Origin of the sequence: Ferruginibacter sp. (genome assembly GCF_049840995.1) — a bacterium.
Classification (GTDB): domain Bacteria; phylum Bacteroidota; class Bacteroidia; order Chitinophagales; family Chitinophagaceae; genus Ferruginibacter.
On record NZ_JASGIP010000008.1, the window covers coordinates 528443 to 548789 of the forward strand.

General features: G+C 42.5%; 20 protein-coding genes. 6 read left to right on the top strand and 14 right to left on the bottom strand.

The annotated features are described in order from the left end of the window. Positions 1-2: 2 nt before the first annotated feature. A complete protein-coding gene (locus QM738_RS23270; protein WP_462279164.1) occupies positions 3-776 on the top strand; it encodes a LytR/AlgR family response regulator transcription factor in 774 nt (257 codons plus the stop codon). Positions 777-919: 143 nt separating this feature from the next. After that, positions 920-1093 carry a hypothetical protein gene (locus tag QM738_RS23275; RefSeq protein ID WP_462279165.1) on the top strand — a complete coding sequence of 58 codons (174 nt, stop codon included), beginning with the start codon at positions 920-922 and terminating at the stop codon, positions 1091-1093. Positions 1094-1100: 7 nt separating this feature from the next. On the opposite strand, the gene QM738_RS23280 is transcribed toward QM738_RS23275, so the two are convergent. The 8 genes from QM738_RS23280 to QM738_RS23315 form a co-directional block, all read right to left on the bottom strand. After that, complete coding sequence (locus QM738_RS23280; protein WP_462279166.1) at positions 1101-2111, bottom strand: zinc-binding alcohol dehydrogenase family protein; 1011 nt, start codon at positions 2109-2111, stop codon at positions 1101-1103. A gap of 53 nt (positions 2112-2164) precedes the next feature. Next, entirely contained in the window at positions 2165-2992 is an 828-nt protein-coding gene (locus QM738_RS23285; RefSeq protein ID WP_462279167.1) for an amidohydrolase family protein, read from the bottom strand. Beyond that, on the bottom strand, positions 2979-3836 hold the full coding sequence (locus QM738_RS23290; RefSeq protein WP_462279168.1) for a fumarylacetoacetate hydrolase family protein: 858 nt from the start codon (positions 3834-3836) through the stop codon (positions 2979-2981). The genes QM738_RS23285 and QM738_RS23290 overlap by 14 nt, the downstream gene beginning before the upstream one ends. Positions 3837-3932: 96 nt before the next feature. Further along, positions 3933-4697, bottom strand: coding sequence for an SDR family NAD(P)-dependent oxidoreductase (locus QM738_RS23295; RefSeq protein ID WP_462279169.1), 765 nt, complete (start codon positions 4695-4697; stop codon positions 3933-3935). A gap of 78 nt (positions 4698-4775) precedes the next feature. Further along, positions 4776-5117 (bottom strand): L-rhamnose mutarotase, encoded by a 342-nt coding sequence (locus tag QM738_RS23300; RefSeq protein WP_462279170.1) that lies wholly within the window; start codon positions 5115-5117, stop codon positions 4776-4778. A gap of 11 nt (positions 5118-5128) precedes the next feature. Continuing rightward, positions 5129-6415 carry an L-fucose:H+ symporter permease gene (fucP, locus tag QM738_RS23305; protein WP_462279171.1) on the bottom strand — a complete coding sequence of 429 codons (1287 nt, stop codon included), beginning with the start codon at positions 6413-6415 and terminating at the stop codon, positions 5129-5131. A 136-nt stretch (positions 6416-6551) separates the two neighbouring features. Beyond that, positions 6552-7985, bottom strand: a complete 1434-nt coding sequence (locus tag QM738_RS23310) for a glycoside hydrolase family 28 protein (protein WP_462279172.1) — start codon at positions 7983-7985, stop codon at positions 6552-6554. A gap of 146 nt (positions 7986-8131) precedes the next feature. After that, complete coding sequence (locus QM738_RS23315) at positions 8132-8500, bottom strand: winged helix-turn-helix transcriptional regulator (protein ID WP_462279173.1); 369 nt, start codon at positions 8498-8500, stop codon at positions 8132-8134. A 126-nt stretch (positions 8501-8626) separates the two neighbouring features. Between QM738_RS23315 and QM738_RS23320 the strand changes: the two genes are divergently transcribed. The 4 genes from QM738_RS23320 (at position 8627) to QM738_RS23335 (ending at position 11788) form a co-directional block, all read left to right on the top strand. Further along, positions 8627-9004 carry a DoxX family protein gene (locus QM738_RS23320; RefSeq protein WP_462279174.1) on the top strand — a complete coding sequence of 126 codons (378 nt, stop codon included), beginning with the start codon at positions 8627-8629 and terminating at the stop codon, positions 9002-9004. Between the two features lie 282 nt (positions 9005-9286). Continuing rightward, on the top strand, positions 9287-9922 hold the full coding sequence (locus tag QM738_RS23325) for an NAD(P)H-dependent oxidoreductase (RefSeq protein ID WP_462279175.1): 636 nt from the start codon (positions 9287-9289) through the stop codon (positions 9920-9922). A 207-nt stretch (positions 9923-10129) separates the two neighbouring features. Beyond that, a complete protein-coding gene (locus tag QM738_RS23330) occupies positions 10130-11314 on the top strand; it encodes an MFS transporter (protein ID WP_462279176.1) in 1185 nt (394 codons plus the stop codon). Between the two features lie 21 nt (positions 11315-11335). Then, entirely contained in the window at positions 11336-11788 is a 453-nt protein-coding gene (locus QM738_RS23335) for a hypothetical protein (RefSeq protein WP_462279177.1), read from the top strand. A gap of 34 nt (positions 11789-11822) precedes the next feature. On the opposite strand, the gene QM738_RS23340 is transcribed toward QM738_RS23335, so the two are convergent. Genes QM738_RS23340 through QM738_RS23365 form a run of 6 tightly spaced genes read right to left on the bottom strand, consistent with a single transcriptional unit; the run spans position 11823 to position 20269 of the window. Then, positions 11823-12770 (bottom strand): glycoside hydrolase family 43 protein, encoded by a 948-nt coding sequence (locus QM738_RS23340; RefSeq protein ID WP_462279178.1) that lies wholly within the window; start codon positions 12768-12770, stop codon positions 11823-11825. A 17-nt stretch (positions 12771-12787) separates the two neighbouring features. Next, the gene (locus QM738_RS23345) at positions 12788-14626 is read right to left on the bottom strand and encodes a glycoside hydrolase family 2 protein (RefSeq protein ID WP_462279179.1); all 1839 of its coding nucleotides are present in this window, start codon (positions 14624-14626) and stop codon (positions 12788-12790) included. A gap of 42 nt (positions 14627-14668) precedes the next feature. Then, positions 14669-15880: a DUF2264 domain-containing protein gene (locus tag QM738_RS23350; protein WP_462279180.1), complete on the bottom strand. Its 1212-nt coding sequence runs from the start codon at positions 15878-15880 to the stop codon at positions 14669-14671. A 33-nt stretch (positions 15881-15913) separates the two neighbouring features. Then, the gene (locus tag QM738_RS23355; protein WP_462279181.1) at positions 15914-17740 is read right to left on the bottom strand and encodes a glycoside hydrolase family 35 protein; all 1827 of its coding nucleotides are present in this window, start codon (positions 17738-17740) and stop codon (positions 15914-15916) included. A 13-nt stretch (positions 17741-17753) separates the two neighbouring features. Beyond that, entirely contained in the window at positions 17754-18956 is a 1203-nt protein-coding gene (locus tag QM738_RS23360; RefSeq protein ID WP_462279182.1) for a glycoside hydrolase family 88 protein, read from the bottom strand. 2 nt (positions 18957-18958) lie between these two features. Beyond that, complete coding sequence (locus QM738_RS23365; protein WP_462279183.1) at positions 18959-20269, bottom strand: BNR repeat-containing protein; 1311 nt, start codon at positions 20267-20269, stop codon at positions 18959-18961. Positions 20270-20347: the final 78 nt, after the last annotated feature.

The window sequence follows — 20347 nt, forward strand, 5'->3', positions numbered from 1 at the left end:
TTATGCAACCATTAAAAACACTTATTATTGACGATGAAACGAATGCCCGCAGTGCAATCAGGAACATGGCGCAGCAATTACAATTACCGATAACGATCATCGGGGAAGCCGGCAGCGCTGCCGAAGGGCTTGAAAAAATAACATCGCTGCAGCCTGAATTGCTTTTCCTGGATATACAGATGCCCGGGAAAAGCGGTATTGAATTAATGCAGGAGATGAATCGCAATGATATACAAGTGATCTTCGTTACAGCACACCAGGGATTTGCATTACAGGCGTTAAAGCTGAGCGCCATCGATTATATTTTAAAACCTGTTGATCCTTCTGATCTTAAGGAAGCCGTGGAAAAAGCCATTACGCAAAAAAACAAATTGGTGCAGGACCAGCTGCAGTTATTTCAACAGGCGATGCAGCATTTACAACAACCGCAGCAAAAAGCGCCACAGAAATTAGCTTTGTCCACCAGTGAAGGGATCTTATTTGCCGAGCTGAACGATATTGTATGGATAGAATCATTGACCGGTTATTGTAAATTTTATTTACAGGGACAAAAACCTATTATTGTAAGTAAGAACCTGAAAGAGTATGAAGACCTGCTGGCGCCACATCATTTTTTCCGTACGCATCAAAGTTCCGTGGTCAATCTTATTCATATCAAAAAATATGTACGGGGCGAAGGCGGACAGGTATGGATGAGCGATGGCAGTGAAATAGAAGTAGCGAGAAGAAGAAAAGAAGACCTGCTGAACAAGATAAACGAGATCAACATTTCATAATAATTGCTTTGTTCGCACTAATATCCTGTGTACAAATTTCTACATTACGGGCAATATAACGTTACCAGCTACCCTTTTATACTGCAAATAGTATTTATTAAATCATGGCATCATTATTATTCTTATATAATAAAATGATCATCATGAAAAAGCTATCATTCATTTCCCTGTTTGCAGTATTTGCATTGGGACTAAACAGTTGCAGCGCTATAGAAGGTATTTTTAAAGCAGGTTTCTGGACCGGTTTTATGGTAGTGCTGGTAATTCTTATCGCTATAATATTTTTACTGGCAAATGTTTTTAAAAAGAAAGGATAAGTACTTTTTATATTTCCACCATGGCTTTGATAACGCCAGTAGCAGGGTTGAGCCAGCTTTCAAAATTGTCTTTCACCTGCTCAAATGCTACACGGTGCGTAATATACGTGGCAGGATTTACCAACCCTTTCTTCATAGATGCAACCACGTGTTCAAAATCAGCACGGGTGGCATTGCGGCTGCTCATGAGCGTGGATTCCCTTTTATGAAACTCAGGATGATTAAAACTGATATCTCCTTTTTGCAAGCCTATTAATACATAACGGCCGCCATGCCCCAGGTACTGAAAGGCATTATTGATGGCTTTCAAATTGCCGGTGGCATCGATCACCACAGTGGGCATATCACCATTGGTAATGGCCTGCAGTTTTTCCAGTGCATCTTCTTTTGCAGGGTTAATGACTGCATCTACTTTTAATTTTTCGCGGCAAAAATCCAACCGGTTGTCATTAATATCCATTGCAATTACTTTACCACCTGCAATACGTGCAAATTCCATTGTACCTAATCCAATGGGGCCTGCACCAATTACCAACACATATTCTCCGGGCTCCACTCCTGCCCTGCGTACGCCGTGTGCACCTATCGCCAATGGTTCCACCAGTGCCAGTTCATCAAAACTTAATCCTTCGCCATGCACGAGGGAGTAGGATGGCACGGATAAATATTCCCGCATGCCACCATCTATGTGCACACCGCAAACTTTTATTGCAGCGCAGCAATTGGGTTTGCCCATCCTGCAGGCAATACATTTACCGCAATAAAAATAAGGTATAAAGGTAACGGCATCGCCTGTACTAAATCCTTGCGCATCAGCTGTTACGATCTCTGCCGCCAGTTCGTGCCCCAGTATTCTTGGATAGCTGAAAAATGGTTGCGTTCCTTCAAAAGCATGCAGGTCGGTACCGCAGATACCGATGCGTTTTATCTTCAGCAGGGTTTCGCCGGGGGCAGCCACCGGTGCTGCGGTATCAGCATAATCAAATTGATGGGGCGTAGTGCAGATAAGTGTTTTCATGTTATTTTAATTACGCTTTAGTTTGCTGGTCGGTGGGGACACCGACCGCAGCTCTATAATTTATAAAATGCGCTGGCGTTATTACCAAAGATGGCTTCCTGCTCATTTGTAGTAAACGAATCGAAATACTCCTGTACTATATTGATCATTTCACTGTAAGATGCAGCTACTAAGCAAACCGGCCAGTCGCTACCATACATGATCCTTTTGGTGCCGAATGCTTCCACCACCGCATCCATATAAGGTGTAAAGTCAGCCTTCTTCCAAAGTTTATAATCAGCTTCAGTAACCATGCCGCTTATTTTACAATACACATTTCCGTATTGTGCTACCTGCTGCATATCTTTTTTCCATTCGTCTATCAAACCGGCTTTAATATATGGTTTTGCAATATGATCAATCACAAAGGGCTGATCAGGAAATTGCTGTACCAATTCTATTGCTGCTGGTAAATGATGGGGAAAGATGAGTATATCGTAGGTAAAACCAAAATCCTTTAATGCCGCAATCCCATTTAAAAATGCTGGTTGCAACATGAACTCCGGCGCTTCTCCCTGCAATACATGGCGAAAACCTTTTACAGCACTGAATTGTTTATAATGCTCCAGGCGTTCTTTTATATTACCTGATCTCAGGTCCACCCATCCTACAATGCCTTTGATAAAATCGTTCTCATTTTGCAATTGCAATAAAAAATCCGTTTCCGCTTCTGCCTGATCGGCCTGTACTGCGATACAACCGTCGATATTATTTTGCTGCAAAATGGGTTGCAGATCGGCCGGCAAAAAATCTTTTCTTATGACGCTCATTGCTTCGTCTATCCATGCATGTTGCACCGGCTCATAATGCCAGAAATGCTGGTGGCTGTCAATTCTTGCCATAAGCAATACAGGTTTGTTTACTTGTTCCCAAACCATCGATGCCTAATTCGATCACATCGCCTTCTTTTAAATAAATGGGCGGGTTGAATCCTAATCCCACTCCTGCCGGTGTGCCGGTGGAAATGATATCGCCGGGCAATAAGGTCATGAACTGGCTGATATACGATACCAGGTAAGGTATATTGAAAATAAGGTCGTCTGTATTACCATCCTGCATCATCTTGTCATTTACTTTCAGCCACAGGCGCAGGTTGTGCGGATCGGTGATCTCGTCTTTTGTGACCAGCCAGGGACCGATCGGTGCAAAGGTATCGCAGCCCTTGCCTTTATCCCAGGTACCACCGCGTTCTAATTGAAACTCCCTTTCGCTTACATCATTGTGCAACGCATAACCGGCCACATAATCCATTGCATCTTCCACATCCACATAGCTTGCTTTCTTTTCTATTACAAAAGCCAGTTCCACTTCCCAATCCGTTTTCACCGAATTCTTTGGAATAACGATCGTATCATTTGGTCCTGCAAAAGAGGTGGTTGATTTAAAGAAGATGATAGGTTCTTTTGGTATCGGCGCATTGGTTTCTTTGGCATGCTTGGCATAATTCAAACCGATACAAACTATTTTAGAAGGCCTTGCTACAGGGCTTCCTATCCTTTCGCCATCAGGTACACGACGTAGCATATCTTTATGCTGGTGCAGCATCCATGCCAGGTGTGGCAGGCCACCATTACCAAAAAACTGTTCGTCGTAATCTTTTATAAATCCGCTTACGTCATAATTTACCCCGTCAATGTGTACGCCGGGTTTCTCTTTTCCTAATGCTCCAAATCGAATTAATTTCATTGTTTGTTTTTTTGGGCGTGAGTCGTGAGACGTGAATCGTGAGAGATAATTTCAAATTTGAGGGTTTTACTCACGACTCACCACTGACGACTCACGTTAATTGTTCAATTTTATAAATCCCCCATCTACCGGGTAATCATTGCCTGATATAAACCCTGCTTCATCGCTGCAAAGATACAAAGCCAGCGCCGCCACTTCTTCCACGGTCCCCATCCTGCCGATGGGCTGGCTCTTCGAGAGCTTATCAAACATCTCCGCTTCCCTCCCGGGATAATTCTTTGCAATAAAACCATCTACAAAGGGCGTATGTACCCTTGCAGGCGAGATAGAATTGCAACGGATATTCTCATGCAGGTAATCTTTTGCCACACTTAAGGTCATTGCAAACACAGCGCCCTTGCTCATGCTGTAGGCAAACCTGTCTGGTATGCCCACCCATGCCGCAATAGATGCCACATTCAATATCACGCCGCCGCCATTGCTTTTAAACAACGGCAGTATTTCGTGCAGGCAATTATAAGTGCCTTTTACATTTACATTAAATACTTTGGTAAAATCTTCCGCGCTGGTAGTGTCGGCCTTGCCTACATGCGCAATGCCTGCGCAGTTTACCAGGATGTTCACCGCATCGATCGATGCAAAAACTGCTTTTACTTTCTGCTGATCGCTTACATCGCAACTGTGTGCAATGGCTTTGCCGCCAGCTGCTTCAATTTCTTTTACGGCCTGCGCTCCGTTGGCTTCATTCAGCTCAATGATATGCACGGTAGCGCCTTGCTTTGCAAAGGTTGTTGCAATGGCTTTACCGATGCCGCTGCCGCCGCCGGTTATCACTGCTGATTTATTAGTAAGTAGAAACATATTTTTTATAGTGAGACGTGAGTCGTTAGTCGTGAGTAAACGCTTTAATTATTATAGTTCCTTCTCACGTCTCACGACTCACGCTTTAAGGTTAAAAATTTCGTTCATCAATATCCATTTCTCTCCCGGTTTTGCCCAGGGCAGTGCCAGTTGGTACTTCCACATCAGCTGTTCCCATTCCTGCACTTTGGGATTGGCAGCATCCATGGCTGATTTTTTTTCAAAATTAAAGGAATCATCGGTATCCATTATCATGAACAACCTGTTTCCTGCCCGGTAAATTTCCATGCTGGTGATACCAGCGCCTGTGATGCTTTGTTTTATTTCGGGCCAGCAATTTTCTGCCTTATGCCAGTTTTCGTATTCCGCTATCAGCACAGGATCATCGACCAGGTCGAGAGCGAGGCAATATCTTTTCATAATTCTAAAATTTAGCTATCGATCTTTTTCACTTTATGGCCGCTGAATCCAAACCATCCTACCACGGCAAAACAAAATAAAGGAACGATATAACCATATTGAAAATGTTTTGTAACATCTGCTATATAACCCATTAAAGGCGGAAAAACAGCGCCACCAACAATTGACATGATAATAAGACTAGACCCTGCTTTTGTATCTACCCCAAGGTCTTTTATACCTAATGCAAAAATAGTTGGGAACATGATGGACATAAAGAATGCCACGCCAATAATAGCATAAATAGTCAGGATACCACTACCAAAAATAGTAACGCCCAGCAATAACACACAGACTGCAGCATATATCGTCATTAGTTTTGGCGGAGCTATCAACTGCATTAATGCTGTACCGACAAACCTGCCCAGCATAAAAGCAAGCCCTACCGCACCTGAATAATAAGACGCTTCCTTATCGGTTATGCCTACCGCCTTTGTTGCATACAATACCAGCAGGCTTGTTATACATACCTGTGCACCTACATAACAAAATTGCGCTATTACCGCCCCGGTTAAATGCGTATGACGGAATGCATGCAAAAAACCTTTTTTCTCTTCTTTCTCATCCTTGTCGCGTATATCCGGCAATTTTGTAAAAAAGAAAACTGCTGCGATCAATAAGATCACGACACCTAAAATGATATAAGGTAGTTTTACAGAAGATGTCTCACTTAATAAATAAGCAGTTCTAGCCTGTTCTGTCATAGCAGCAAGTGCATCATCTTTCAATGGATCTTTAGAAAGGATCAAATAATAACCAACTATGGGTGCCAGGAATGCAGCCAGTCCATTGAATGACTGTGCAAAATTCAGCCTTTGTGTAGCAGTTGCAGGATCACCTAATATGGTTGCGTAAGGATTGGCCGCTGTCTCTAAAATTGTTAAGCCGCATGCCACTATGAATAATGCCCCCAGGAAGAAAGCATATAACATGGTATTGGCAGCGGGCACAAACAGGAAGCATCCAATAGCAAATAAACTTAGTCCAATCAGTACCCCTGTTTTATAACCGTACTTTTTAATAATGATCCCGGCAGGTATTGCCATCAAAAAATAGGCAATGAATACAGCAGAATCAACAAAAGAAGCCTGCAATGTTGTAAGACTGAAAGCTCTTCTTAAATGCGGAATAAGAATGGGATCCAGGTTGTGCAAAAAGCCCCAGAAAAAGAAAAGGCTCGTTACTAAAATAAAAGGGAATAAATAGTTGGTTTTTGTTTTGGATGCAGCAAGCGTTGTGCTTTGTGTAGGTATTGCCATGTGAATGTTGGTTAGCCTCGTTAATATTAGTTAAAGTGAATATTAGTTGATCATACAAGCCTTAAAGATATCTGTTATTTGAAATCAAAAACTATGTAAAACATACTTTTTTGTATCAAAATTATTCATAGTAAAATTACTTCAGGCGTTCCTGATTTTCAATCCCCTCTACTTTTGCAGGCGGGGCGGCTTTATCCACGCTTAAATTAAAATTATTATACTTCCATCCTTCAATATATTCCATGGTTCCCAATACAGCTGCCGAAACCGTGCTGTTGCTGAATACAAAATTCTTTAAAGTGGATTGCGGGTATCCTACAGCATCAAATACCAGCTTTGCGTGGGTGGCTTTAATGTTATTGATGTAAAAATTCTTTGCTGTCGGGATGCCTTTTTCAGGCGGCGTTACTTTTTGCAGCATCGATTTCCAGTGAGCAGGAATAGAATCATAATTGTATCCTTTAGGCAATTCGGAATAACTGTACGCAGGATACCAGTTGAGATTGAACTGGAAAACATTGCGTACCGAATCCAGCACACAATTCTGGAAATAAATATCTTCGACCACACCGCCACGGGTAAACGCAGATTTCACCCTAAGGCCGTTATCCGTATTTTTTGCATACAGGTCGGTTGCCAGTATGTGATTGATACCGCCGGATGTTTCGCTGCCCAGCGTTACCAGTCCTGCTCCCCTCCTCGCCATACACTTGCGGATCACCACGTAGGCTGTTGGTTTGTTCACTCTTAAACCATCCCAGTCGCGGCCTGCTTTTAAACAAAAATTATCATCGTTGCAATCAATATCGCAGTTCTGCACCAGTATCCAGGTAGAAGAATCTATATCCACGCCATCGGTACTGGGACCACTGCCGTCTTCGTTGTTTTTAATAATGATACCATCCACTGTTACCTGTTTGGAATAGAGTAATTGCACCGTCCAGAAACCGGCGTTTTTAAATGTCAATTCTTTTACAGTGATATTTTCAGAACGCTGCACCAGTACGGTCCGCACCCTTTTTACATCATAATCCACTATCCAGCGCAGCCCTTTGGCATCGTACTCTTTGCGCATGCGCCAGTATTTATCCCAGCAGAATTTTCCTCTTGCATTCACAATGCCTTTACCGGTAATGGCGGCATTCTTTACGTCTATTAAATTAATGAGGGCAGCAGGCCACACCATTTCCATACCTGCCACACGGGTGTTGATATCGGGATAGTCATCAAAATTCTGCGAACCGAGCAGCAATACGCCCTTATCGATCTGTAATACCACGTTGGTTTTTACAAAGATGCTGCCGCTGACATACATGCCCGGCTTAAAGGTTACAATACCGCCGCCTTTTACAGCGCAATCATCAATGGCTTTTTGTATGGCCTTGGTACTTACAACATTGGTGTCGCTTACCGCACCATAATCGTTCACGCTGAATATTTTTTTGGAAGCAGGATATGATTTAGCCCCCACTTTACTTACCCAATCCATTGCAGGCGTTTGGGCAGCCAGTTTGCCGGAGCAAAACACAATGATGAGACACAGGTACTTTAAGCAATTCTTTGTATACATAGCAATCAATGGTTAAGCTTGTAAAGTACATTATAAAGGATAAGGGGGTATCCTGTTGTATCCTGAGAATGAGGGCAGGATAATAAGTGTTGAAGAGGAACGGTTCAGGTCGCTTTTTTGCGTTGCAAAAGTGAGCGCCCCGACCCTTAGGACTGCTTTTTCATGATGCGCCTGCGGTGCTGTACGCCCCATTCCCGTAATTCTACAATCACTTTGTCGAGTGAGCTGCCGTAATCGGTGAGGGAGTATTCCACCCTTACCGGCACACTGTCGTATACCGTACGTTTTACCAACTGGTTTTGCTCCAGGTCACGCAATTCTTTGGACAGCATTTTATCGGTGATGCCCTGCACATCTGCCGATAATTCCTTGAATCTTTTGTTGCCGAAGGAAAGCGATATGATGATCGGCAGTTTCCATTTACCGCTTAAAAAGTCCAGGGCATCCCTTACCGGCAACAACATGCCCATACAATTCTTATGGTCTTCCTGCGGTCTTCTTTTTGTTAATGACATAATTCAATGTTTAAACACTATACTGAAGGATAGCACTTTCCAAAAGTATAGTACTATCTATTAGAAAGTAAATGTACATAAGTTTGCGGTACAAAACAAGACAGTTCAATTAATAAAATCAAAAAAATGAAAACAAATAAGATCGTTTACTGGATAGCCACGGGCATTATCAGCTTTATGATGCTTTTCAGTGCTTACAACTATATGGCCAAACCGGAAATTGCAGCGGCTTTTAAACACCTCGGTTTTCCTGATTATTTCCGCGTGGAGCTGGCAATCGCCAAGATCATCGGTGCTTTGGTGCTCATCATTCCGCAAGTGCCTGTCAAGATCAAGGAATGGGCTTATGCAGGTTTTGCCATCACTTTTATTTCGGCCAGTATCGCTCATGCCATCAGCGGCGATCCTACGCAGTATATAATTATGCCGGTGATATTCCTGGCGGTGTTACTGGTGTCGAACGTATTCCTGTATAAGCAAGGCAGGCTTTCTGTGGCGGTATAATGCTGTAGTTGGGAAAAGGCTTTGGGTGGCAACAGGCCCGAGACGTTCCTACGGAACGGAGGATGCGACCTGGATGCATGCTTCCAGTATAGAAGTAAAGGCCTTTATTCCGGTGCAGTGTGGTAATGTAAGCAAGTGTAAGCTTGGAGCCGGCTGTCGGCACGAGACGTTCCTACGGAACGATGGAGACAGAAGAGGCTTTCTGTTACCCATGAGTTGTTCCTACGGAACATAAAAACCGCCGTAATAAAGAATTTTAATACCAATTAAAAAATATAAATAATGGAACTCATCAACAAATTAAACTGGCGTTACGCGGTTAAAAGAATGACCGGCGCCAAAGTACCACAACAAAAAGTGGATAATATTTTAGAAGCTGCCCGTTTGTCTGCATCATCTGCAGGCTTACAACCTTATAAGATCATCGTGGTGGAGAATGAAGCGATCAAAAAACAATTGCAGCCTGCTGCTTTCAACCAGCCGCAGATCGCCGAATCTTCGCACCTGCTGGTGTTTGCAGCGTATGAAAATCTTACTGCACAGCATGTAGAAGACTATATCAACCTGCAGGCTGCTGTTAAAAAAATACCTGCGGAAAGCCTGGCAGACTTTAAAAAAGTTTTGCTGGACAAAATTGTCGCCCGTGACGAAGCCACCAACTTTAACTGGGCTGCAAGACAGGCTTACATTGCACTGGGCACGGCTTTGATTGCAGCAGCTAACGAAGAAGTGGATGCTACTCCTATGGAAGGTTTTGATCCTGCGGCCTTCGACGAAATTTTAGGGTTGAAAGACCTGGGTGTAAAGAGCGTGGCCATTATGGTATTGGGGTACCGCGATGAAGCCAATGACTTTTTAGCCAAAGCGCCTAAAGTAAGAAAAGAGATGAAAGACCTGGTGGTGAATTTCCCGCGATAATGCTTTTCCGGGGCTGCTTGAAGATCGATGTGTAAACTTTAATCATTTTTTAATCTCCTGCCTGTTTGCGGTTGTAAATCCGGCTGATCAGTATTATGGAGAGTGGAAGTGTCTTATAGTCCGGGTCGCAACTGCACCAGGTGCAGGTGAGCGCCCCGGCCTATAGGGCGTTTCTTGCTTTGAATGGATTTTTTTTAAAGTATCTTTGTGTCATTACTACACAAATTGATCAGTACAGCCACTTTACCGCAATATTCCAAACTCCAGATACGCATCGCAGTTTCTGTTTTCTTTTTTTGCCAGGGCATCTGCTTTGCCAGTTGGGCCAGCCGTATTCCCGATATCAAATCAGCCCTGCATTTGAGCGAAGCAGGGTTAGGCAGCATTTTATTGGGTTTGCCTATCGGGCAATTATTGACCATGCCTTTCAGCGGAAGAGCCGTTACCCGCTTCGGCAGTAAAAAAGTGGTCCGCATTGCTATTATCCTGTATGCTTTTACACTCACCAATATTGGTTTGGTCACTGCTCCCTGGCAATTGGCATTGTGCCTGTTTGCATTTGGTATCTGTGGTAACCTGTGTAATATTTCTGTGAACACCCAGGGTGTGAATGCCGAAGCATTGTATGGCCGGCCGATCATGTTCTCTTTTCATGGCGCCTGGAGCGCTGCAGGATGCCTTGGTGCCATAACCGGGCTTTTGATGATGAAGCTGCAGATAAGCCCCTACCTGCACTTCTGTATTATAGCAGTTTTTGTAACGATCCTTGCACTCGTATTTGTAAAATATCTTTTAAATACTCCTATAAACAGGGAAGCTACTTCGTTTAAGCGTATCCGTATGCCCCATGGTTTATTATTACAACTGGGCATCATTGCTTTTTGTTGTTTAAGCTGCGAAGGTTGTATGTTCGACTGGAGCGGTGTATATTTTAAACAGGTGGTTAAGACAGAAGGTTTCTTAGTGTCTTATGGTTATGTTTCTTTTATGGCAACGATGGCAACGGGCAGATTTGCCGGTGGAAAATTAGCCGAAAAATTCAGCCGCAAAAGAATGGTACAGGTAAGCGGCGTGCTTATTTTCTCCGGTATGATGATCGCCGTGCTTTTTCCTTATGTGGTTCCGGCTACTATTGGTTTTTTAATAGTGGGCTTTGGCGTTAGCAGTATCATTCCTCTATTATACAGTACCGTAGGCAAGGCCGATCTGAAGATATCAAAAGGAATGGCCATTGCCACTGTGAGTAGTGTTGGTTTTCTTGGCTTTTTGATGGGCCCGCCATTGATCGGTTATATTGCACAGCTGGCAGGTTTAAAATACTCCTTCATGACGATTGCCTTTTTAGGGCTGGGCATCAGTTTCCTGATAAGCAGGGTGAAAGCGATAGAATAATATGCCGGTAATTTTATAGTATTGAAAAAGAAGTATAAAATAATATTGATCCTGCTGTTACTCAGTTATCCTTGTTATAAAGGCTTCAGGGAATTATTTTGGGTAGAACATTACAGCTATACCATCAACAACAGTTTAGAGATCAAACTCAGAATTGACCCGGATATTACAGGGTTCCAGGATTTTGACATTGACAAAACAATTACACTGTTTAATAAGAAGACCCAGGCAAAAAACAAAATATCTTTCACATCATTAGAACCCGGTTTATATTTTTCTCTTGACAACACCGATACACCTAAAATTCTATCTATTGCAGACAGGTTTGCGGGGCAGAACACTTACAATTATGCTACATTACAATTAACGGGTTCTAAAGATTGCCTTACTGAATACGGCAACTGTGAAGGCTTCAGGCTTAATTACGACAGTTTATACTTAATATATGACGACAAGGGGTTACACAAATACTAATTTTTGCCGGTTGTAACTTTACCACTGTCACACACTACATATGCAATAAAACATCCAGTTCCGCCTGCGATACAGTGAATATACTGCCATGCCTTATGCCCTTCGGCAATGATATTTTATCCGATACATCTGTCCAGTTTTTCAGATCGGTGGATTGCACCGCCCCATACTTATGATCCCTGTATTTATCAAAATAAACGATCCAGGTATCACCCAGTTTTAAAGTGGTCGGTCCTTCGGCCCAGTAATTGCCGGTGATGGGTGCTGATGGTGCAGAAAATCCTTTGGTCAAATTTTTACTATAGGCGATCTTGATATTCTTCTGCGGTGGTAACCTTGTTTCATCTTTTAAGAACATTACGTATTGTTTGCCATCGGGCACTATCGTGGCATCGATCACATTAAAGCCTTTGTCGTATAATAAGGTTGTTTTGCTGAAGGTTTTAAAATCTTTGGTGGTCACATAATATAAACGATGATTGTAACCATTTTCTACCACCGTATCCATTTTATATTTTCCCGCAATGGTGGTGGCCCAATAGATCATGTACTGCCTGTTCTTTTTATCATAAGTGATCTCCGGCGCCCAGCAATTCCGGGCACTGTCCTCCCCTTTCATTACAGGTATGAATTGCTGCTCACTCCAATGTACCAGGTCACTACTGTTGGCATAGCCAATTCCTTTGTCATTCCAACTTACCGTCCATACCATGTGGAAAAGCCCGTCTTCTCCTTTAATGATACAGGGATCCCTCATCAGTTTATCCTTTGCCACCATGGGTTTCAGCACAGCGCTGTCTTTATTCAATGCCGTCCAGCGATAACCATCCTTGCTGTATGCCAGGTGCAGGCCATCTTTTCCATTATTATTAAAATAGCCAAACATATACACTTTACTATCCTGTGCCAAAACAGTTGTTTGCACAAAAAATAGTACACACATCACCGTTACTATCTTATATATTTTATACCTCCCTTCCATCCTACTTAATTTACGGGTTATTTTTCGTACAACTTTTGCATCTCATCGTAATAAGCTTTTAAGATGTAGAATGCTTTTTTCTTTTTACCATGATTATCGATCAAGCCCTTGGTGTTCCATCCTTCCTGGTACACCGGGTTATTGCGGCGGGGAGATTTAAAATCCACCAATATCCAGGGAGAGAACCCTACATAATTATCCGGCATGCGCTTCATCATGGCCACCTGTTCTTTAAAATACCATTCCTGGTATTCTTCGCTAAAGCGGGTGAGCGAATCGGCATGAAAGCCGCCTTTTGCCTCAGCTCCTGTTTCGCTGAAGAAAAGTGGTTTATCATACACCGTCTTCCATTGTGCGGTGCGGCAATTATCCGGCAATCCATTGTACCAACCCAGGTATTCATTAATAGAAACTAGGTCGGTGGATTTACCCAGTTCATCATTGATCAAATTTTCCCCCGGATTGTAATGTACTTCCAGCGCTGCTGAAACCAGTCTTGTACTGTCAGTTTTTTTGGCGGTTTGCAACAGCTCCCGCATAAAAATATTTCTTGCTTCACTCACCGGTGTTTCATTGCCTACCGACCATATCATAATGCAGGCACGGTTCTTATCCCTCGTGATCATTTCAGATAATTGCTGTTTTGCTTTCTGCAATACTTCGGGATTGGTGAATTGTATCGTCCAGTACACCGGTATCTCCGACCATACCAGCAAGCCGAGTGAATCGGCCGTACGGGTCATATTTTCATTGTGCGGATAATGCGCCAGCCTAACCACATTACAATTCAACTCTTTTGCCCAGCCCAGTAATTTTATTGCATCGCTTTTGCTGTACGCCCTTCTTACATCTTCTGCAATTTCTTCGTGTATACATATACCCCGCATGAACAAAGGTTTGCCATTCAGCAATATTTTTTTTCCAACCACTTCAATGGTTTTAAACCCGATCTTATCTTTTATTTTTTCTTCTCCCAGTGTAATGGTCACTTCATACAGTTTCGGCGTTTGCGGCGACCATAATTGTAAATTCTTTACAGGAAATTTAAATGTTGCTTCACCTGCGTTTACAGTCACCGTGTTCTTTATTTTTAATTCCGGTATCTCCACCAGCACCTGTTGCGTGGAAGCTGTATTCAGTTTTATCCTTCCTTCTATAATCGTATTTTTAGGATCAATTGCTTTTGTCGATTCCAACCGTAATGTATAATCTTCTACATAAACAGGTGGTTCTTCCACCAGCAATACATCACGGGTAATGCCGCCATAGTTCCACCAGTCGGTATTCAATGTGGGCACTTCATCGGCGTAGCGTTTGTTATCCACTTTCACTACTAAAAAATTACCGGTCGGTTTTAAAAGGGTATCCGGTATCTCGAAATTGAATGGCGTAAATCCTCCTTTATGTGCACCCAGCTTTCTGCCGTTCAGGTACACGTCTGTTTTATAATTTACAGCGCCAAAATAAATATAGAGATGATTGCCGGCATTTGTTTTAGTATAATCAAATGTGCGTTGATACCATAATGTTCCTTCGTAATACAAAAATTTAGGGTCCTGCGAATTCCAGTCGCCGGGCACCTTGATGGAATACTTTGCATTATAGCCGTGCTCCTTCCTGTCCCACCTATTTACCTGCACGGGATTATTCCAGTATGCTTCTGCATCGCTGGCGGCACGTTCTTTAAAACGGTAATCGTAAAAGCCGGTCTCATACTGGTCTACAATATATTGCCATACACCATTCAAGCTGGTGGTCTTTCTGGCCTGTATATTGGTGATGAGGCCCTGTTGTGCAAATGAATTACTGATCACGCTAATGATCAAAACAAACAAGCAAATCGTTTTTCTTTTCATTTTTATTTTTTGAACGGTATGTATTTTCAAGCAGCTTAACTGTTATTCGATCGAATGATCGGCCTGCACATTTTGTCCGCTCCATATCTTTACTGCTGTCCACGGTGCGGCGGGTTTGGTCCAGAATTCATCTGTGGCCGGTAAGCCCAATGGCAAAAATGCCTGGCAGCATAAATATACGCTGCCCGTGTTGATATATCCCTCGGCCAGTCCCGGCTGCGATCCATACAAACCGATATTGAGCCAGCCTTTATCATTAAATGCCTCCGGTGCATCCAGTGTTTTTTTCAATACCGCAGTAAGCGCCTCCCTTACCTGCGCAGCATCCAGTTCTCCAGGCAGCTGGTGCAATAAAGCCATGTTGGCCAAATGGTGAAAGGCACCGCCCCTGTAGGTGATGGATCTTCCTGTGACCGGGAAACTGCCGTCGGTATTGATCATCCTTTCCTGTATCACGGCATAGCGTTTGGAAATTTTATTCAGCTTCGGTGCAAATATTTTGTAGCTGCTGTCTTTTTTATTGATCACACTTACAATGCACTGCAGGTAAGGCTGTATCACGTAACTGTTGTAATAATCCAAATGAAACTCCATGCCGTCGGAGAACATACCATCACCCACATACCAGTGATTGGAAAATTCTTTTACTGCAAAATCGATGCGTACTTTATCGTAAGGCAGATTATAATTGCAGAAAAATGTTTCTATCATCGCGGTGAACAAAAGCCAGTTGCTGTATGCAGGTACTGTGTTCCTCGTCAGCAACAATGCTTCCTGTATCTTATGTTGTGTTGCAGTATCTGAATTTTCCCACAACCAGGGGCAGCGTATCAATCCTAATGAAAGAAATGCAGCATCCACCAACGGTTGTCCGCCCGACCATTGCAGGTAATCTTTTGCATTGGGGTCAACGGCATTGGCCAACGACTTTAATGCCAGCTGCCGGTATTCATCCCGCAGTTTTTTTTCATTACTATCCCCTTCTCCCGATTGCAGCCAGGGCGCAATGCCGCAGAGTGTTCTTGCAAATGCTTCCAGGTAAGATGCTTTGGTTCTTGCAACTTTATTATCCACTCTTTCGGATAATACCAGGGGCATTTTTTCTTTTAAAGTATTATTGGCAAGATTGGTCAATACTGGCCTTGCTATCTTATCCAGGTATCTGAGCCATACATTTCTTGTTGTACTCGCCTGCTGCGCCTGCAGGCCGCTGATAAAAAAAATCAGCAGAGGCAACAACATTTTTCTTATCATCAGCTTATATTTTAATGGCTTTTAAGAATGTGTTTATTTATTCAATTTATCAAGCACAGGTTGTGTTACGCTTTGCAAAAGCGTTTCGCCGGGCTTTATCAATTCCAGTATGGTTACTTTATTTTCTCCTTTCTTCAACCATTCTGCCGGTACATAAATAGTTTGCTGCGGGCCTACCTGCCAATACCTGCCTAAGTTATGTCCATTCACCCACAATACACCTTTGCCCCAGTTGCTCATATCAAAATAAGTATCTGCTACATTTTCTACATTAAAGCTGGCTGTTTTTATAACAGGTGCATCGTTTGTATTTTTGGTTGCTTTGTTTTTAATAGCATTGATATCATCAAAAGGAAGCGAATACATCTGCCAGTTCATTATTTCTTTATCATCCAGCAATACTTTTTCGGTGATACCTTTTTTATTCTTTAAAAGATAAGGGCCAAAATTGATACGCCCCAGGTTTTCCACCAGTATGTCCAGGGTTACTTTTCCTTTGGGTATATCGATATTCGCATTATCCTGTTTTAACCGCCTGTCTAAAACCGCTACCCGCTTACCATTGATAAATACAATGCCATAATCCCGCAGGTCTTTTATTTTTAAAAGCCCGGATGCTGCATTTGCCAAAGTAGTGCGGTACAATACAAATCCATAATCCTGGTGCAGCGCTTCAAAAGTTAAAGGGGTGGCATTGCCGGTTGCTTTTGGCAAAATATCAAATACGCTGGTAGATTGTGTAAAATGGATCGCAGGCAATTGCATTACCGGTTTTGCAGCCGGCACTTCGGGTAGTGTAGTGCCATCCGGTAAATATTTCATGATCACTTTGCGAAACTCCATGAATTTAGGCGTAGCGTTACCTGCTTCATCCAGCGGTGCATCATAGTCGTAACTGCTGATCTGTGGTTCGTAAGGATTACGGTCGTTGTAATTAGCACCGTTCATAAAGCCACGGGTGGTGCCACCATGAAACATATACATATTGATGGAGATGCCAGCAGATAGTACTGCATCCAGTCCGGGTGTATATTTTTCTGCAGGCACGGTATGATGTTTGGTGCCCCACCAATCAAACCAGGCAGGATACCATTCTGCAACATAGTAAGGTCCCTTACCATCGTGATTATTCCGCACCAGTTCTTTTATCTGTGCAGGTTTATCAGTACCGTTCACTGCGGGTAGTAAACCATCCAGGTGCCCGTCTTTTACATCCTTTACAGGATCGCAGGTGTACAACAATCCGTCAAAGCCGGCGTCAATAAACATCTTTCGGTTAATATCCAGGTACGCTTTATCCTTATCATAAGAACCATATTCGTTTTCCACCTGCACCATTAATATATTGCCGCCATGGTTTACCTGCAAAGGTGCTAAATGCTTTCCCAGTTCATTGATATACTTCCGGTATTCAGCCAGGTATTTTGTTTCCTTGCTTCTTACAGTCAATCCTTCTTCGTTTTGTAACCAGTACGGGTACCCGCCAAATTCCCATTCGGCACATACATAGGGGCTCGGGCGCAGCACCACCCACAATCCTTCTTCCTTTGCTGTTTGTACAAATGCTGCAATATCATTATTGCCTGTAAAATCAAACTGATCTTTTTGTGGTTCGTGCAGGTTCCAGAATACATAAGTGCCAATAGTATTCAATCCCATTGCTTTGGCCATTTGCATGCGCTGGCGCCAGGCTTCCCTGGGTACACGGGGATAGTGCATCTCTCCTGATATCATCTGGAACGGTTTGCCATCGAGTAAAAAAACAGAATCGCCCAATGCAAAGCTGTGAGCGGATTTTTGCGCATTAGCGTTGAAATATACAACTAGTATGTAAAAAACAAGAACAACATATCTCTTCATTATTCTACCAGGTTTAATTGACATTTACAATAATATAATTTTTATACCTCTCCATTGCCTCCACAAAATAATAATCGCCATAAGTTAATGGCACATCCACTTCTGTTTTATTAGGCATATGCCCCACTCCGTGCTGCAGAATAAAACCGCCGTTGGCTCCGGTAGCAGCCTTATATTTTTCCGTTGAAAGATTTTTTAAAATGGTTTCAGCAGTTTTAAAATATTTTTTAGCCAATTGCTTATCTACATAATCACTTAGTTCTAAAAATGCCGAAGCCATGACCGCAGCTGCGGAAGCATCCCTTAATGCGTTCGGGATATCAGGTGCATTAAAGTCCCAATAAGGAATTTTATCTGCGGGCAGGTTTGGATTTGACAAAATAAATGACGCTATCTTATTGGCTTGTTCTAGGTATTTTTTATCTTTTGTTTCCCGGTAGGTTTCGGTATAACCATACAAGCCCCATGCCTGTCCACGTGCCCATGCCGATTCATTCGCATATCCCTGGGCAGTTTTCTTTTGTTGCACAGCGCCGGTTGCAGAATCATAATTCAATACATGATAGGAACTGTTGTCTGCCCGGAAATGATTTTTCATAGTAGTATTGGCATGCGATACGGCTATTTTATAAAAAGAAGAATCGCCGGTTACCTGCGTGGCCCAGAACAATAATTTTAAGTTCATCATGTTGTCGATGATGACAATAAACTCTCCCGGTTTACCATCCCAGGATTTGATACAGCCTACATTTGGATTGAACCTTGTTGATAAAGACCTGGCGCTGTTTAACAATATTTCTTTGTACTCTTCTGAAGGTCTTATCATATTGGCATTACCAAAACTACAGTACATCATAAATCCCAGGTCGTGCGTACGTTTATTGAACTGTTCTTTTTTCAATGGTACCAATATCCGCATTGCTTCATTGTATAAAGCGGTATCTTTTGTTTGCTGGTACAGGTATAATAAAGTGCCCGGGTAAAAACCACTGCACCACCAGCCGGAATTACTGAATTCATATTTTCCTGTTGTTGGAAAATAAGTTTTGGGAAATTTATCAGGAGGCAGGTTTTTAGCTAAGAATTTATATTGTGCGGCCGCATCAATAAAATTCTTATCAATGGTTCTCAATAAATTCTTATCATGTTTAATTACCTGTGCAAAAGATTGTGTACATAAACATACAGCGATAAAAAAACTACCAACTATCTTCATGATTATTTGATTTTTATTTCCATTACCCAAACTGGCTGCGGCGGAATATTCGCCCTCCCTTCTCCATCCTTCTGATCGGTATACTGAACAAAAAGATGCAGTTGCTTTTGCTGCTTCCATAATTCTGTATCAAATGTTGGCTCCCATGAACCTACCGGTTGCTCCGTTATATCCTTTACCTGCCATTCACCTGCATTGATATTTTTATTGATGGCTGCAGAAACTTTATTGCCTCTTTCTTCATCGCGGAACAATAAGATAACTGCATGTGTATCCCGGTTTTTAAAACTGATCAGTTGTGGACGGCTGATCGGGATCCGTTTGGTACCTGCACCGCTTAAACTGAAGGCTGTTTTCCTGAAACCTGTATTCGATACTTTCCACTGATCATTGATGTGGTATACAATATGGTATTGCGGAATACTGTCTCCTTTATCTTTCCAATAAGTGGCTATAAATGGATTACCATCTTCATCTGCATACATACTCGTTTGATTGATAAGTTCGCTTTTTTGTGGTATGCGACAAACGTATTCTGCAGTGGTTGCGTTGATAGGTAAGTTATATTTTTCTTCTTTCGAGTTTTCCCATGTTACACCTCCATCTGTTGATCTTGCATAACACAGGTCGTGATTACTGGCCACATCCGGGCTTTCGCGCCATACCCACGATACATGAAGAATGCCCTTGGTATCCACACAGGCCTGCCAGTATGCATTGCGTTGTTTTTCGCCATCAATTAAATTGCTGTGCAGTTGTTCCCATTTTTTCATCCTGGTATCATAGCGGTTGATCACCAGGTTACCCTGCCCTGATTGTCCATCACGGTAAAGGAATAACAGGTTTCCATTGGGCAGCAAATAAAATTCCGGGTAAGTCACATCGGTCTCGGCAATACCGGCCATACTTACCTCGCCACTCATCTGCAGAGATCCGGGCGCAATACTTTTACTGTAATGCAGTTTATTACCATGATGATTCCAGGAACAATGTAAATATCCTTCGCCATCAACGATGATGCTGATGGAACGATGGGCATCATTCACATCACCTTTAAAAGCGGTTGTATTTAACTCCCATTTTGTTGTACCCAACTTTCGTTTACCCAATACCACCCAACCCTCTTTATTATAAAAAGAAATGTATTGCGTGTTCTTATAGGTACACAAGGAATTTTTGCGGAACACTACGGTATTGACAGAGTTATTGGCCCAGCCACTGTCCACATACACCGTTCGGACAGTCTTTACCGATTGCCCCAAAACCACTGATGCAATCAATAAAAATATTGTAGATAAACAACCTTTAAACATTGCAACAATTTAAAGTAAAAAGTTGAGGTGAAAAAGAAAAGCGGGTATTAAGACCGTTAAAAAATACTGAGCAATAAA

Coding starts and splice junctions, on each gene's coding strand:
- QM738_RS23270 (WP_462279164.1), top strand. CDS start 3: ATGCAACCATTAAAAACACTTATTATTGACGATGAAACGAATGCCCGC.
- QM738_RS23355 (WP_462279181.1), bottom strand. CDS start 17,740: ATGAAGAGATATGTTGTTCTTGTTTTTTACATACTAGTTGTATATTTC.
- QM738_RS23350 (WP_462279180.1), bottom strand. CDS start 15,880: ATGATAAGAAAAATGTTGTTGCCTCTGCTGATTTTTTTTATCAGCGGC.
- QM738_RS23360 (WP_462279182.1), bottom strand. CDS start 18,956: ATGAAGATAGTTGGTAGTTTTTTTATCGCTGTATGTTTATGTACACAA.
- QM738_RS23325 (WP_462279175.1), top strand. CDS start 9,287: ATGGAACTCATCAACAAATTAAACTGGCGTTACGCGGTTAAAAGAATG.
- QM738_RS23275 (WP_462279165.1), top strand. CDS start 920: ATGAAAAAGCTATCATTCATTTCCCTGTTTGCAGTATTTGCATTGGGA.
- QM738_RS23340 (WP_462279178.1), bottom strand. CDS start 12,770: ATGGAAGGGAGGTATAAAATATATAAGATAGTAACGGTGATGTGTGTA.
- QM738_RS23320 (WP_462279174.1), top strand. CDS start 8,627: ATGAAAACAAATAAGATCGTTTACTGGATAGCCACGGGCATTATCAGC.
- QM738_RS23280 (WP_462279166.1), bottom strand. CDS start 2,111: ATGAAAACACTTATCTGCACTACGCCCCATCAATTTGATTATGCTGAT.
- QM738_RS23285 (WP_462279167.1), bottom strand. CDS start 2,992: ATGGCAAGAATTGACAGCCACCAGCATTTCTGGCATTATGAGCCGGTG.
- QM738_RS23290 (WP_462279168.1), bottom strand. CDS start 3,836: ATGAAATTAATTCGATTTGGAGCATTAGGAAAAGAGAAACCCGGCGTA.
- QM738_RS23345 (WP_462279179.1), bottom strand. CDS start 14,626: ATGAAAAGAAAAACGATTTGCTTGTTTGTTTTGATCATTAGCGTGATC.
- fucP (WP_462279171.1), bottom strand. CDS start 6,415: ATGGCAATACCTACACAAAGCACAACGCTTGCTGCATCCAAAACAAAA.
- QM738_RS23295 (WP_462279169.1), bottom strand. CDS start 4,697: ATGTTTCTACTTACTAATAAATCAGCAGTGATAACCGGCGGCGGCAGC.
- QM738_RS23315 (WP_462279173.1), bottom strand. CDS start 8,500: ATGTCATTAACAAAAAGAAGACCGCAGGAAGACCATAAGAATTGTATG.
- QM738_RS23300 (WP_462279170.1), bottom strand. CDS start 5,117: ATGAAAAGATATTGCCTCGCTCTCGACCTGGTCGATGATCCTGTGCTG.
- QM738_RS23310 (WP_462279172.1), bottom strand. CDS start 7,985: ATGTATACAAAGAATTGCTTAAAGTACCTGTGTCTCATCATTGTGTTT.
- QM738_RS23365 (WP_462279183.1), bottom strand. CDS start 20,269: ATGTTTAAAGGTTGTTTATCTACAATATTTTTATTGATTGCATCAGTG.